This window comes from Lawsonibacter asaccharolyticus (assembly GCF_022453915.1).
Taxonomy (GTDB): Bacteria; Bacillota; Clostridia; order Oscillospirales; family Oscillospiraceae; genus Lawsonibacter; species Lawsonibacter asaccharolyticus.
The window spans coordinates 1,296,166-1,309,237 of record NZ_CP091870.1; the positions used below are offsets into that span (position 1 = coordinate 1,296,166).

Sequence of the window (13,072 nt, forward strand, 5' to 3'; positions counted from 1 at the left end):
GAGGGCTCAGCGGTAGATGCGCTCCCGCATGCGCAGGGCCGCATTTTGCAGGATGCCGGCGCACTCCATCAGCTTCTCGTCCGTCATGGTAATGGCCGGGCCGGAGGTGCTCACCCCGGCCACCAGCTTGCCGGCAGAGTTGTACACAGGAACACCCACACACCGCACGTTGGGGTCCCGCTCGCTGTTGTCGATGGCGTAGCCCCTCCGGCGGGTGCGGCGGAGCTCCTCCACGATGGCGTCCAGGTCGGTGATGGTGTTGGGCTGAAAGCGGGTGCGCTCCGCGGGGATATGGGCGAGCCACTCCTCCTCGGGCATGTGGGCCAGAATGGCTTTGCCGATCCCAGTGCAGTAGAAGGGGGAGGTCTCCCCCAGGATGTCCCGGTAGGGGAGGACGCCCATCCGGTTGGCCGGGTGAGCCACATAGAGGTAGAGGACGTTGGTCCCGTAAGGCAGGCCGAAGTAGACGATCTCATTGGTCTTGCCGGCCGTGTCCACCAGGATATCATACACCGCGTTGGGGTAGCCCAGGTTCTGGTTGATGATGAAGGCGTACTCCAGGATCTTCAGACCCAGGGTGTAGCGCCCGTCGGGCAGCCGGTCCAGATACCCCATGGAGGTGAAGGTGGACAGAATGTTGTGGATGTTGGACTTGGTCACCCCGATCCGCTCCGCCAGCTCCGTTACCCCCAGGACCGGCTCCTGGATGGTGAAGCAGGAGAGGATCTTCAGGGACTTTGCCAGCGACTTCACTTTTGGTTCTGAACATTCATCCATGACGCCTACCTCCGTTCTCTAATAGAGAACACACTTCCTTATTGCAATACTATTATATAAATCTGCTCAAAAAAAGGCAAGAGGGCAATTTTTTTTCGGCGGAACGCCAGCAAAAAAGGGAGAAAAAGGAGGGTTTTGCGACTGGCGTTTTCTGATCGAGAACCACCTGGAAGCTTTTTTTGACAGGGAAGATTTTTTGCCGCTTGCGGAGGGGGAGGGAGGGAGATTATAATAAGGGTACAAAGTCCTCTGAGGGCCCGCTGGGCTGGGACCACAACGAAAGGAGAAGACAAGTTATGATCTACGACAGTTTGAAGCATATGGAGGCGTATCAGGGTGTCCATCCCGGTATCTATAAGGGACTGGAGCTCCTAAGGGATACCGATTTCTCCAAGCTGGAGGACGCCCGGGTGGAGGTGGACGGAGAAGATCTGTTCTATTTGTTGCAGAGCTACGAGTCCAAGCCGGCCAACGACACTCCCGAGGCCCACAAGAAGTATGTGGACATCCAGTTTCTGATCTCCGGGCGGGAGAAGATGGGGGTCGGTGCCCTGGAGGACATGAAGGAAGAGGTAGAGGCCCACCCGGAGCGGGATATCTGGTTCTACCACGGCCCGCTGGACGAGATCACCCTGGGCGGGGACAAGTTTGTGGTCCTCTTCCCGGGGGATGCCCATGCCCCCAACATCGCGGTGGACGGACCTGAGCCTGTACGCAAGTGCGTGGTGAAGGTCAAGCTGTGACAACAGACAGACTGGCAGTGACAGCCTCTGCCGGAGGGAGAGAACGGCCGCCCGGTCCTGAGAGGACCGGGCGGCCGTTCTGCGTATTGGGAGAAAGAATGCGGCGCAGGTGTTAAGAAAATGACAAGATATCTTGAGAAAAACTAATGAAAATAACAAAAAATAAAACAGTCAAAAAGGGATAAAAATTCGGGGAAAATCAATAAAAGTTAGGTGAAATCAAAGAAAATGTTTTATAATTTGGAGAAGTGAAGCGGAGGGACACAAAAAAATATATAAATGTCCGTAAAAAAGGGTTGCTTTTTTTATAAAAATCTGCTATGATTCTTATCAAGAAACCGTTAAGAAATAAAAATGGCCGACAAAAAAGTGTTAAGAATCTTTACAGGGGAGGAGGATGACCAATGGGACCTGAAAAGATTTTCCTGATCGTAGTGATCGGGCTGTGCGTCGTGGGCGCTATCCTGAGTAGCGTTACGAACAAAAAGAATAAGGACAACAATAAGTGATTGTACAAACGCGCAAAATTGAAAAGTGAGATAAGGGGAGGATGTGAGCGCTCACATCCTCCCCTTATCATATATAATGAAAGAAAAGCACCGGCTGAGCTGGTGCTTTTGATGGAGCGCTGGGGAGGAGCTATCTGCGGGCAGGATGCTCATTCCCCTCCGTTTGCCTGACCGGCCGGACAAAGGCGCGCCTAACAATACAAAAAGCGCAGGGACATCCAATATCCCTGCGCCTGAGTACGGATGGAGGCCGGGCGGTGCCCTCTGTTTTCTACCTCGCGCCACATGTGATCGGCCTGTTCCAGATGCCGGGGGTCATGTCCTGGAGCGGAAGGCGAAAAAGCGCTGTCCGAAGTAGTTGAGCAGGACGAACAGCCCGGAGCCCGCCAGCATGGTCAGGTTGCCCTGAAGCTGGGGGCTGAGGGCAGTGCCGCTCAGCAGGGCTCCCATGGCGGGCTTGGCCAGGCCGTAGGCCAGCAGCCAGCATACTGTGATATTGGCCGCGAAGCGGAGCACCACGCCGGGGCCCTTCTCCCGGCTGCGGAAGGTGAAGTGCTTGTTGAGAAAGAAGCTGACCACGCTGCCCACCAGATAGTTGGCGGCGGAGGAGATCCAGTAGCCCGGGTCTCCCCAGAGGTGGAGGCCGGCCAGGTTGTAAAGGCCGAACATGACACCATATCCCACCAGGGTGTTCACCACCCCGACCAGGAGGAAGCGGAAAAGGGTGGGATCAAAGATCTTTTTCAGCATGGCGCGCCTCCCCGCAGGTGTCGGACAGGATATACCGGGGCCTGTCTTTCACCTCCTCATAGATCTTGGCGATATAGTAGCCGATAATGCCCAGACAGATCATGAGGATGCTGCCGATGAACAGGATCAGGATGATGACGGTGGTGAAGCCCTCCAGGGCCTGCCCGGTGAACTTCTGCCACAGGGAGTGGACGCTGAGCACCACCGAGGCGATCAGCACCAGCACCCCCAGAAAGGTGACCAGCTGGAGGGGGGCGGTGGAGAAGGCGGCCAGATTGGTGAGGGCATACCGGAACAGGCTGCGCAGGGACCACTTGGAGCGGCCCGCCTCCCGCTCCCGCACCTGGAACTCCACCTGAGCGGTGGAAAATCCGATCCAGGAGGACAGGGCCCGGAAGAAGGCGTTTTTCTCCCGCATGGCCAGCAGCACATCCACCGCCCGCCGGTCCAGCAGCTTGAAGTCGGAGGCCCGGGACATGTCCAGCCCGGTGCTCCCGCTCATGGCCCGGTAGAAACACCGGACCGCCAGGGTGTGCAGGGGGCTCTCCTTTCCGCGGCTCACCTTGACGCCTTCCACGACCTGGTAGCCCTGCTGCCACAGGCGGTACATGTCCACGATCTTTTCCGGCGGGTGCTGGAGGTCGCAGTCCAGCACCACACAGCAAGCCCCACGGGCCTGGGCCAGGCCGGCAAAAATGGCAGCCTCCTTGCCGAAGTTGCGGGAGAAGCGCACCCCCCGGACCTGGGGCAGGGCGCGGCTCTTCTCCTGGATGCGCGCCCAGGTCCTGTCCCGGGAGCCGTCGTCCACAAAGATCAGCTCATGGGGGATCTGGGCCTGCTCCAGCAGGGCGGAGATGACATCAGCTGCCCGGGGAGCCATCTCCTCCTCGTTGAAGGCGGGGAGGACCACGGAGAGCAGTCCGGAGTCAGTGGGAGCAGAATTGGGCATGGGACAGTTCATCTCCTGTTCTCATAGGCGATCTCAAAGTCGGATTTTGGGGTGTATTCCTCCTGCACCTTCACGACCAGGCAGCCGTCGATGATCTGGACGCTGCCGTCGTCGGGGTAGCGGGGCATGGCGGCGAATTCCGGCCGCTCCGCCATGGCCATAAGGTCGGCCTCAGCGGGCTCCTCGATGGGGAGGTTCAGCCAGTCCCGGAGGTAGTAGTAGATGTGCTTGTTCAGGGGAGCCACGGTGTCCAGGGGGACGCTGTAATGGTCCACCTGGGCAAAGCCCTCCACGCTGTTGTGGACCCGGTCGGTGGGGAAAGAGCCGATGAGATAGACCGGCATCCCGTGGGTGTAGCCGGGGCAGCTCTCGATGCGGGAGGCCAGCCGGGTGGCGTAGCTGAGGGTGGCGCGGTGGGCTTGGGCGGAGGCGGTGTAGAGCCGGTTGTTGGTGTTCAGGGAGAACAGCAGCAGCAGGACCAGCCACAGGGCGGCGCAGGGGGCCGCACGGCGGCGGAGCACGGCGGCGCCGGCACCGGCGGCGGGGAGGGCCCGGTCAGCCAGCAGCACCACCGCCAGATAGACCAGCACAAAGGCGTATTTCATCAGGGGGGTGGGGGCGGACCAGGGGCTGAGGATCTGGCCGAAGTTGATGCCCAGGGGGAGCAGAGCCAGCATGGCCAGCCCGCCCAGGGGGCGCCAGCGCGCCCGCCAGAGCCCCTCCTGCCCCATGCACAGCAGGAAGCAGCCCCCGCCCAGCGCCAGCGCGGCCAGATCCAGCACGGCCATCCAGCCGGAGGTGAAGGTGTTGGCGGAACCGGGCAGGAAGAAGAAAGCCGCCACCTGCTTGTAGGTGTCCAGCAGCAGCCCGGGGAGGCGGGAGAAGGGATAGCCGGAGCTGGCGGCATCCATCCCCAGATAGGACAGCAGCTCCAGGTCCTTCACCTGAAGAAAGACCAGCAGGATGCCGTAGTAGAGGACGGCCCCCGCAGCCAGGAACAGCATCAGCCGCACCCCCAGGCGCAGGGTGGCGGAGAAGGAGGCGGACGGGTCCAGGGTCTCCCGGAAAATGACCAGCAGGGACAGGCCGATGGCCACCGTCACATAGGCCTGATAGGTGCCCATGGAGCAGGCCAGGAGCAGACAGCCTGCCAGCCAGTGCCACCGGCCCCTTCTGGCCAGGGAGACGGAGAGGACCGCCAAAAAAATGGCGAAGCAGTAGGCGGAGGCGGTGAACAGATAGAGAAAGGTGTAGCCCACGGCGGGAAAGGCGGCCATCAGCGCCCCGGACAGGGCGGAGAGGGCACGGCTGCGGATGCCCAGCAGAGAGACGGCCAGGGCGGCGGCCAGGGCGAGGAAGAGCACGGAGAAGAGGCCGATGACCGCCGGCATCTGGGTGAAGCCGTTGAAATAGGAGGCGAAGTGGAGAAACCACCGGCCGGAGACGGTCATCTGCTGGGGGTCGAAGATGCGGCTGAGACCGTCGGAGTTGGGGATGATGTTGGTAAAGACGTAGAGGTGGACCAGATAGCCCGACAGAAAACAGCCGAAAAAGGCCGCCTTCTGCTGGGGGGAGATCCGGGCCCACAGGGCTTTGAGCTTGTCGTCCAGCATGTCGCAGGTGCCTCCAGGGCGGCCGGAGCCGCGGATTTGAGAAAGAAAAGGGAAAATCATAGAACATCATATCATAATTTTCACATCCTGTAAACTCCGGGGCGGAAAGGGTGCTTTTCCCCGGAGGCCGGGGAGAGGGCGTTCTGCCGGAGTGGCGGAACTAAGGGCGGGGGAGAGGCATCCTTTTTGTGCCCCGGATACCCGGCGAGAGAGCAGAATAGAGTGGAAACGTGTTGCCCGGCGGGGGCGGGTATGGTACAATCAAGAAAAAGATAAGGTGTCCGGTGGCCGATGGCGCCGGATACCCGGCGGCGCCCTCAAAAAATGTCCGGCGAGATCCGAGAAAAAACGGATTTTTCCTTGAAAAGAGGGGCAGGGATACGATATAATATAAAGAACGCCTTTTTGAGAGGAGGAGGGAGCGCTGTGAGCAAGACCATGATCCGCCGGGTGGAGCCCCGGAGCCCGGCGGCCAAAGCCGGCGTCCAGGCGGGAGAGACCCTGGCGGAGATCAACGGGAAGCAGATCCTGGATGTGCTGGACTACAAGTTCTATTCCTATGACGCCCGTCTGACGCTTACCCTCCAGGCCCCGGATGGAGCCAGCCGCACCCTGCGGGTCCGCAAGGAGGAGGGGGAGGACCTGGGACTGGAGTTCGAGACCTATCTCATGGACCGGGCCCGCTCCTGTGCCAACAACTGCATCTTCTGCTTTGTGGACCAGATGCCGCCGGGGATGCGGGAGAGCCTCTATTTCAAGGATGACGACGCCCGGCTGTCCTTTCTGATGGGCAACTACCTGACCCTGACCAACCTCTCCCAGCGGGAGGTGCAGCGCATCATCGACCTGCGCATCTCCCCCATCAACGTGTCCGTCCACACCACCGACCGGTCGCTGCGGGTGGAGATGCTGAAAAACCGCCGGGCCGGGGAGAGCATCGAGATCATGCGCCGCTTCGCCCGGCACCAGATCACCATGAACTGTCAGATCGTCTCCTGCCCCGGGATCAATGACGGACCCGCCCTGGACCGGACCCTGAGGGACCTGGCGGAGATGTTCCCTGCCGTCCACAGCGTGTCGGTGGTGCCGGTGGGGGTGACCAAGTACCGGGAGGGCCTCTATCCCCTGCGGCCCTATACCCGGGAGGAAGCGGGGGCGGTGGTGGACCAGGTGGAGGCCTTTGCGGCAGCCCACCGCGACGCCCACGGCACAGCCCTGGTCTGGTGCTCTGACGAGTTCTACCTGCTGGCCGGGCGGCCCCTGCCGGAGGAGGACTACTACGAGGAGTTCACCCAGCTGGACAACGGGGTGGGGATGCTCCGCCTGCTGCGCCAGGAATTCCGCCGGGGCCTGGACCTGATGGAGGCGGAGGAGATGGAGAGGACCGTCCCCTTCTCCATTGCCACAGGCGTGTCCGCCGCCCCGTTTTTAACGGAATTGGTAGAGCTGGCGCGGAAAAAATGTGGTAAAATAGAGGGGACGGTGTACCCCATCCGCAACGACTTCTTCGGGGAGACCATCGTGGTGGCCGGACTGGTCACGGGGGGCGACCTGATCGCCCAGCTGCGGGGGAAGAAGCTGGGGGAGCGTCTGCTCATCCCCGCCAATATGCTCCGCCACGGGGAGCGGGTCTTTTTGGATGACGTATCCCTGGACGATGTGGAGCGGGCACTGGGTGTCCCCGTGATCCCCGTGGAGCAGGACGGCTATGAGCTGCTGGACGCCATGTGCGGCATCTCGTCCGGCCTCCCCCGACAGGAGCTCCCCCGGGAGGAGACGGAATATTATCAATACAACCCCTGAGAGGGAATTAGGAATGAGGAATTAGGAGGTAGGAATTATGGCGCGCCTGGGGCGCGCGGACTCCCCGGCGCAGGCCGCCCCTATCTCCTATCCTCTAACTCCTAATTCCTCATTCCTAATTCCTAACTCATCAAGAGGTGATATGTATGAAGCCCTTAGTCGCCATCGTGGGGCGGCCCAATGTGGGCAAGTCCATGCTGTTCAATAAGCTGTGCGGCCAGCGCCTCTCCATCGTGGAGGACACCCCCGGCGTCACCCGGGACCGGCTGTACGCCCAGTGCGAGTGGAGGAACCGGGTGTTCGACATCGTGGACACCGGCGGGATCGAGCCGGGGACGGACGACCAGATCCTCTCCTTCATGCGGGAGCAGGCCGAGATCGCGATTCAGACCGCTACGGTGGTGGTCTTTGTCTGTGACGTCAAGACCGGCATGACCGCAGCCGACCAGGAGGTGGCCAACATGCTCCTCCGGGCCCGGAAGCCGGTGGTGCTGGCGGTGAACAAGGCGGACCAGGTGGGCCGGGAGAACCCGGACATCTACGAGTTCTATAACCTGGGCCTGGGCGACCCCATCGCCGTCTCCGCCGTCCACGGCCACGGCACCGGCGACCTGCTGGACGCCTGCTTCCAGTACTTCCCCCCCGAGGAGGAGGAGGACGAGGAGGACGATGTCATCAAGGTGGCCATCATCGGCAAGCCCAATGTGGGCAAGTCCTCCCTGGTCAACCGCATCCTGGGGCAGGAGCGGGTCATCGTCAGCGATGTGGCGGGCACCACCCGGGACGCGGTGGACAGTCCCTTCGAGAACGGGCGGGGCAAATACCTGTTCATCGACACGGCAGGGATGCGGAAGAAGTCCAGGGTGGATGACCGCATCGAGAAGTTCTCCGTCCTGCGGGCCACCATGGCCATCGAGCGCAGCGACGTGTGCCTCATCATGATCGACGCCCGGGAGGGGGTCACCGAGCAGGACACCAAGGTGGCCGGTCTGGCCCACGAGGCGGGCAAGGCCTGCATCATCGTGGTCAACAAGTGGGATGCCATCGAGAAGGACGGCAAGACCATGGACAAGATGCGCCAGGACGTGATGCGGGACCTGAGCTATATGACCTACGCCCCCATCGTGTTCATCTCCGCTCTCACCGGCCAGCGGGTGGACCGGCTCTTCGAGCTGATCAACTATGTGAATGACCAGGCAGCCACCCGCATCTCCACCGGGATGCTCAACTCGGTGCTGGCCGATGCCACCGCCCGGGTGCAGCCCCCCACGGACAAGGGCCGCCGCCTGAAGATCTACTACATGACCCAGGTGGGCATCCGCCCCCCTCATTTTGTGTGCTTCTGCAACGACGCCCGGCTGTTCCACTTCTCCTATCAGCGGTATCTGGAGAACCAGATCCGCGCCACCTTCGGCCTGGAGGGCACGCCGGTGCGGCTGACCATCCGGCAGAAGAGCGAGAAGGAGGAGTGAGCAATGCTGGGCATGACTTGGGGGGACATCTCCCCCTGGATCTTTTATGACATGGGTCTGCCCTTGCTTCTGGTGGCGGCAGCGGCCTACCTGTTGGGCTGCTCCAACGGGGCGGTCATCGTCTCCAAGTACATCCTGCGGGACGATGTGCGCACCCACGGCAGCGGCAACGCCGGGCTGACCAACTTCTACCGCACCTTCGGCGGGCCGCTGACCCTGGTGGTTATTTTGTGCGATGTCCTCAAGGCGGTGGCCGCAGTGTGGGCGGGCATCCTGATGGCCCGATATTGGGACGGCGGCTTCTGGAGCCAAGAGGCCATTGTTCTGGTCTTTGCCAAGTACTGGGCGGGCCTGTTCTGCCTGCTGGGCCACATGTTCCCCTGCATGTTCCACTTCAAGGGGGGAAAGGGCATCCTGTCCGGCGGCACCATCGCCATCATGATCGACTGGCGCATTGCCCTGGTGGTGTGGGGGGGATTCCTGATCCTTGCCATTCTCACCCGATACGTCTCCCTGGGATCGGTGTGGGCCGGAGCCAGCTTTCCGGTGGCCACCTGGTTCGTCTATCAGGACTGGATCATCACCCTGCTGGGCCTGCTCTTGGGCGGCCTGGTGGTCTACATGCACCGGGGCAACATCCACCGTCTGCTGACCGGGACAGAGAACAAGTTTTCTCTGCACAAGAAGCAATGACCCCGTAGGGGCGGCCTGCGGCCGCCCGAACAGCCAAGAAAATTGAACAACGGGCGGCCACAGGCCGCCCCTACAACATATCTTGGGAGGTATTACCATGAAAATCACAGTCCTTGGCAGCGGAGGCTGGGGGACGGCCCTGGCGCTGCTGCTGCTGGAAAACGGACATGAGGTGACCCTGTGGTCCTACACCGAGGAGGAGTCCCGGGTGCTGCGGGAGACCCGGGAGAACCCCATGCTGAAGGGGGTGCCGCTGCCCGAGACAATGGGCCTGACCACCGATATGGGGGCGGTGAAGGGCTGCGGCGCCGTGGTGATGGCCACCCCGTCCTTTGCGGTCCGCGCCACTGCCGCCAAGCTGAAGCAGCTGGCCGACCCGGGGACCATCGTGATCTCCGTGTCCAAGGGCATCGAGAAGGACACCTCCCTCCGCCTCAGCCAGGTCATTGAGGAGGAGCTCCAGGGACACTGCCCCGTGGTGGTGCTCTCCGGCCCCTCCCACGCCGAGGAGGTGGGCCGCCATGTCCCAACCGGCGTGGTGGCGGCCAGCGAGGACCTGGAGCTGGCCCGGCAGGTGCAGGACCTGTTTATGAACCCCCGCTTCCGGGTCTACACCAGCACCGACAAGGTGGGCACCGAGCTGTGCGCCGCCCTGAAGAACATCATCGCCCTGTGCGCCGGCTGCTGCGACGGCATGGGCTGCGGGGACAACACCAAGGCACTGCTCATGACCCGGGGGCTGGCGGAGATGGCCCGGCTGGGGGTGGCCCTGGGGGGAAAACAGGAGACCTTTGCCGGGCTGGCCGGCGTGGGGGACCTGATCGTCACCTGCTGTTCCATGCACTCCCGGAACCGCCGGTGCGGCATCCTCATCGGCAAAGGGGTGGAGCCCAAAGAGGCGGTGAAGGAGATCGGCGCCGTGGTGGAGGGCTACTACGCCGCTGTCACCGCCCGCACCCTGGCCCAGAAGGCGGGCATCGAGATGCCCATCGCCCAGGCCGCCTACGAGGTGCTCTACGAGGGGCGGGATGTCCACGCCGTGGTCACAGAACTGATGTCCCGGGCCAAGCGGTCCGAGACCGAAGAGTCCTCCTGGACCTGAGAGAAGAAGGATAAGCGGGCCGGGCAGCCATTTGTTGGCTGCCCGGCCCGCTATTTCTCCGGCCAATAGACTGATAACCGGTGCCGATCGCTGTTTGATGCTCTGTACACTGAGGGGAACGGCCCTGTATTATAACGCGGACGGCACAATAGGTTAAAAAGCATATACCATGACATGCTCCCCGTTGGTATCGTACTCTCCATTGAAGTGAAAACCGATCTGCTGATAGAGATGGATCGCGTGGGAGTTGGTCTCATATACACTGAGATATATGGTATCACAGGAATATTCTGTTCGGAGCCTGTCAAGCAGGGCAAGCACGACCCGCTTTCCGTACCCTTTGCCCTGATACTTTTTATCGATCAGCAGCCGGTCCAGCCAAACCTGCCCCGGGGCAGGTTCCGGAAAATAACCGTACATGGCAAAACCGATCAGCATACCGCGGTCATAAATGCCGACGGGCCTCCACAACTCCAATTTGTCGGCCTCCTGAAGGCACTGTGTCACGCTTTCGATGAAGCCGGACTGTTCCGCAAAGACCTCCAGATGTTCGACCTCCGCTCGGTTCCTGCTGTTTACCGCTTCAAAATGCAATGTGTGATCGCTGTGGGAATTCATTTTGTTTTCTCCTGCTTTCTCAGAAAGGGGACGATCTGCTTGTCTCTATTTTTCAAGGGGAAAAGCATAAACGGTCTGGTATGGACCGCAGCCGGTCGTCCCGCGCATGGCTGATTTGAAATTATTTTGTCTCAGAACTGTCCCTGGGCGCATCCTCCTTTTCACACCCGATCACAATTTGTGTTCCAGGGTGGAAGCCCTCTCTGGATGCCCCGGCCCACAGATGGGGGAGGGGGAACGCCCGGCGGGACGCTCCCCCTGATTAAAGGGATCTCTATTTTACCCGCAGCCGCCGGGCCAGCTCCCCATCCGGGGCGACATAGGCGGTCTCATAGGTGGTGTAGACCACCATGCCGGGCCGGGCGCCCCCCGGCTTTTTCACATATTTTACCGGGGTATAGTCTACCGCCACTTTGCCGCTCGCCCGTCCCTGGGAGAACCAGGCGGCCAGCTGGGCAGCCTCCTGAATGCTGGTCAGGTCGGGCTGCCCCCCCTCGGTCCACAGGATGACGTGGGAGCCGTGGATCTTCTGGGTGTGGAACCACAGGTCGCTCTTGAAAGCCTGCTTGGTAGTGAGCAGGTCGTTCTGGGTGTTGTTTTTGCCCACGGAGATACGCAGGCCGGAGGAGGAGCGGAACTCCATGGGCTTCGAGGCCACCCGCTTGCCCCGGTCTCTGGCTTTGGAGGGGCGGCGGAGATATCCGGTGTCGGTGAGCTCCTGGCGGATCTCCTGGAGGTCCCGCTCTCCCTCCGCCAGAGCGATGGCCTCCAGCACGCTGTTCAGGTAGTCCAGGTCCCGCCGGCCTTTCTCTAGCTGTAAAGTTAAAATGCTTTCCGCTGTTTTTGCCTTGTTGTACTCCTTATAGTACTTGGCGGCGTTCTGCTGAGGGGTGAGGAGGGGGTCCAGGGGGATGTGGATCTGAGGGCACTCCGGGTCATAGAAGTCGGCTGCCGTCAGCCGGGACATCCCCTTCTCCATGGCATGGAGATTGGAGGTGATGATGTCCCCGAACTGGCGCAGCCGCTCCCGGTCCCGGGTGGCGGCCAGCTCCTGCTCCTGAAGGCCGATCTTGCGGGCGGCGCGGTCCCGGGCGTTGGTCACGGAGCGGATCAGGTCCTGGCCCCGCTGGCGCACCCGCTCCTGGTTCTCCCGCTGCTCGTAAAAGCGGTCCAGAAGGGCGGAGAAGGAGGGGAAGGGGACGCAGGAGACGGCGGGGCCGTACTGGCTGATGGGCTGAAAGGTGAAGTCGGAGGGATGCCCCTCCTTTTCCAGCATGACAGGTGTAAAGCTGTTTTCCTGCACAGAACGCAGGAGCCCTTCCAGCTCATCCAGCAGCCGAGACCGGCCCCCTTCCCCCATCTGATGCAGCCGCGCGTCGGTGGCTCCCCCCGCCCGGAAAGCCAGCTCACGGCAGATGAGGGGGGAGAGGCCGCCGAAGGTGTCCAGCAGCCACTTGTCCGCCTGGCTCTCCTCCGGTGCGGCGGCCAGGGCGGACTCCAGGGCGGCGCGGTCCAGGGAGGAGGGGTCCAGCTTCTCCTGGGCGGGGGGGAGACGGTAGAACAGGCCGGGCAGCACCTGCCGCCGGGCGGACATGTCGCTGTCCACCCGCCGCAGGCAGTCCATGATCCGGCCCTCCCCGTCCAGCAGGATCAGGTTGGAGTGGCGGCCCATGGCCTCCAGCACCAGGCGGCGCTCCACCCGGTCCCCCAGCTCGTCCAGGGCCTCCAGCCGCAGGTCCACCACCCGCTCCATGGGTGGCTGGACCAGCTCCAGCAGCCGGGCGCCGGACAGGTGCTTGCGCAGCAGCATGCAGAACATGGGGGGCTTGTCCGGGTTCTCCCGGGAGATCTGGGTGAGATGGGCCCGGGGGTGGCTGGGGTTGGCGGAGAGGAGCAGCTTCACATTGCCTGCGGGGGCCCGCAGGGCCAGGACCACCTCGTCCCGGCCTGGCTGATAGATCTTGTCGATTTTTGCCCCGGAGAGGGCGTTCTGCAGTTCATGGACCACTCCGCTCAGGCACAGCGCGTCCAAAGGCATGGGAT

The 13,072-nt window shown here is 62.0% G+C and carries 11 protein-coding genes; 5 read left to right on the forward strand and 6 right to left on the reverse strand.

Going from position 1 to position 13,072, the window contains the following annotated elements:
* Nucleotides 1–6 precede the first annotated feature (6 nt).
* On the reverse strand, nt 7–777 hold the full coding sequence (locus tag L9O85_RS06140; RefSeq protein ID WP_050624580.1) for an IclR family transcriptional regulator: 771 nt from the start codon (nt 775–777) through the stop codon (nt 7–9).
* Nucleotides 778–1,073: 296 nt separating this feature from the next.
* Between L9O85_RS06140 and L9O85_RS06145 the strand changes: the two genes are divergently transcribed.
* Complete coding sequence (locus L9O85_RS06145; RefSeq protein WP_050624581.1) at nt 1,074–1,520, forward strand: YhcH/YjgK/YiaL family protein; 447 nt, start codon at nt 1,074–1,076, stop codon at nt 1,518–1,520.
* 824 nt (nt 1,521–2,344) lie between these two features.
* Here L9O85_RS06145 and L9O85_RS06150 read toward each other — a convergent pair.
* Genes L9O85_RS06150 through L9O85_RS06160 form a run of 3 tightly spaced genes read right to left on the reverse strand, consistent with a single transcriptional unit; the run spans nt 2,345 to nt 5,341 of the window.
* Nucleotides 2,345–2,779, reverse strand: a complete 435-nt coding sequence (locus L9O85_RS06150) for a GtrA family protein (protein ID WP_050624582.1) — start codon at nt 2,777–2,779, stop codon at nt 2,345–2,347.
* Entirely contained in the window at nt 2,760–3,728 is a 969-nt protein-coding gene (locus tag L9O85_RS06155) for a glycosyltransferase family 2 protein (RefSeq protein WP_108981388.1), read from the reverse strand. Before L9O85_RS06155 ends, L9O85_RS06150 begins: the two co-directional genes overlap by 20 nt.
* A gap of 8 nt (nt 3,729–3,736) precedes the next feature.
* Nucleotides 3,737–5,341 (reverse strand): glucosyltransferase domain-containing protein, encoded by a 1,605-nt coding sequence (locus L9O85_RS06160; RefSeq protein ID WP_301579920.1) that lies wholly within the window; start codon nt 5,339–5,341, stop codon nt 3,737–3,739.
* Between the two features lie 426 nt (nt 5,342–5,767).
* Between L9O85_RS06160 and L9O85_RS06165 the strand changes: the two genes are divergently transcribed.
* The 4 genes from L9O85_RS06165 (at nt 5,768) to L9O85_RS06180 (ending at nt 10,411) form a co-directional block, all read left to right on the forward strand.
* Entirely contained in the window at nt 5,768–7,144 is a 1,377-nt protein-coding gene (locus L9O85_RS06165; RefSeq protein WP_301579922.1) for a DUF512 domain-containing protein, read from the forward strand.
* Nucleotides 7,145–7,290: 146 nt separating this feature from the next.
* On the forward strand, nt 7,291–8,616 hold the full coding sequence (der, locus tag L9O85_RS06170) for a ribosome biogenesis GTPase Der (protein ID WP_301579923.1): 1,326 nt from the start codon (nt 7,291–7,293) through the stop codon (nt 8,614–8,616).
* 12 nt (nt 8,617–8,628) lie between these two features.
* Nucleotides 8,629–9,309, forward strand: a complete 681-nt coding sequence (locus L9O85_RS06175) for a glycerol-3-phosphate acyltransferase (RefSeq protein WP_187120372.1) — start codon at nt 8,629–8,631, stop codon at nt 9,307–9,309.
* A 97-nt stretch (nt 9,310–9,406) separates the two neighbouring features.
* Nucleotides 9,407–10,411, forward strand: a complete 1,005-nt coding sequence (locus tag L9O85_RS06180) for an NAD(P)H-dependent glycerol-3-phosphate dehydrogenase (protein ID WP_276853221.1) — start codon at nt 9,407–9,409, stop codon at nt 10,409–10,411.
* 153 nt (nt 10,412–10,564) lie between these two features.
* Here L9O85_RS06180 and L9O85_RS06185 read toward each other — a convergent pair whose 3' ends face one another.
* Both L9O85_RS06185 and L9O85_RS06190 read right to left on the reverse strand, forming a co-directional pair.
* Nucleotides 10,565–11,029: a GNAT family N-acetyltransferase gene (locus L9O85_RS06185; protein WP_050624588.1), complete on the reverse strand. Its 465-nt coding sequence runs from the start codon at nt 11,027–11,029 to the stop codon at nt 10,565–10,567.
* A 274-nt stretch (nt 11,030–11,303) separates the two neighbouring features.
* Nucleotides 11,304–13,067, reverse strand: coding sequence for an Rqc2 family fibronectin-binding protein (locus L9O85_RS06190; RefSeq protein WP_050624589.1), 1,764 nt, complete (start codon nt 13,065–13,067; stop codon nt 11,304–11,306).
* Nucleotides 13,068–13,072: the final 5 nt, after the last annotated feature.

Excerpts from the sequence above, each read along its gene's own strand:
- L9O85_RS06190 (WP_050624589.1), bottom strand. The coding sequence starts at position 13,067 with ATGCCTTTGGACGCGCTGTGCCTGAGCGGAGTGGTCCATGAACTGCAG.
- L9O85_RS06150 (WP_050624582.1), bottom strand. The coding sequence starts at position 2,779 with ATGCTGAAAAAGATCTTTGATCCCACCCTTTTCCGCTTCCTCCTGGTC.
- L9O85_RS06175 (WP_187120372.1), top strand. The coding sequence starts at position 8,629 with ATGACTTGGGGGGACATCTCCCCCTGGATCTTTTATGACATGGGTCTG.
- L9O85_RS06185 (WP_050624588.1), bottom strand. The coding sequence starts at position 11,029 with ATGAATTCCCACAGCGATCACACATTGCATTTTGAAGCGGTAAACAGC.
- L9O85_RS06145 (WP_050624581.1), top strand. The coding sequence starts at position 1,074 with ATGATCTACGACAGTTTGAAGCATATGGAGGCGTATCAGGGTGTCCAT.
- L9O85_RS06160 (WP_301579920.1), bottom strand. The coding sequence starts at position 5,341 with ATGCTGGACGACAAGCTCAAAGCCCTGTGGGCCCGGATCTCCCCCCAG.
- L9O85_RS06140 (WP_050624580.1), bottom strand. The coding sequence starts at position 777 with ATGGATGAATGTTCAGAACCAAAAGTGAAGTCGCTGGCAAAGTCCCTG.
- L9O85_RS06180 (WP_276853221.1), top strand. The coding sequence starts at position 9,407 with ATGAAAATCACAGTCCTTGGCAGCGGAGGCTGGGGGACGGCCCTGGCG.
- der (WP_301579923.1), top strand. The coding sequence starts at position 7,291 with ATGAAGCCCTTAGTCGCCATCGTGGGGCGGCCCAATGTGGGCAAGTCC.
- L9O85_RS06155 (WP_108981388.1), bottom strand. The coding sequence starts at position 3,728 with ATGCCCAATTCTGCTCCCACTGACTCCGGACTGCTCTCCGTGGTCCTC.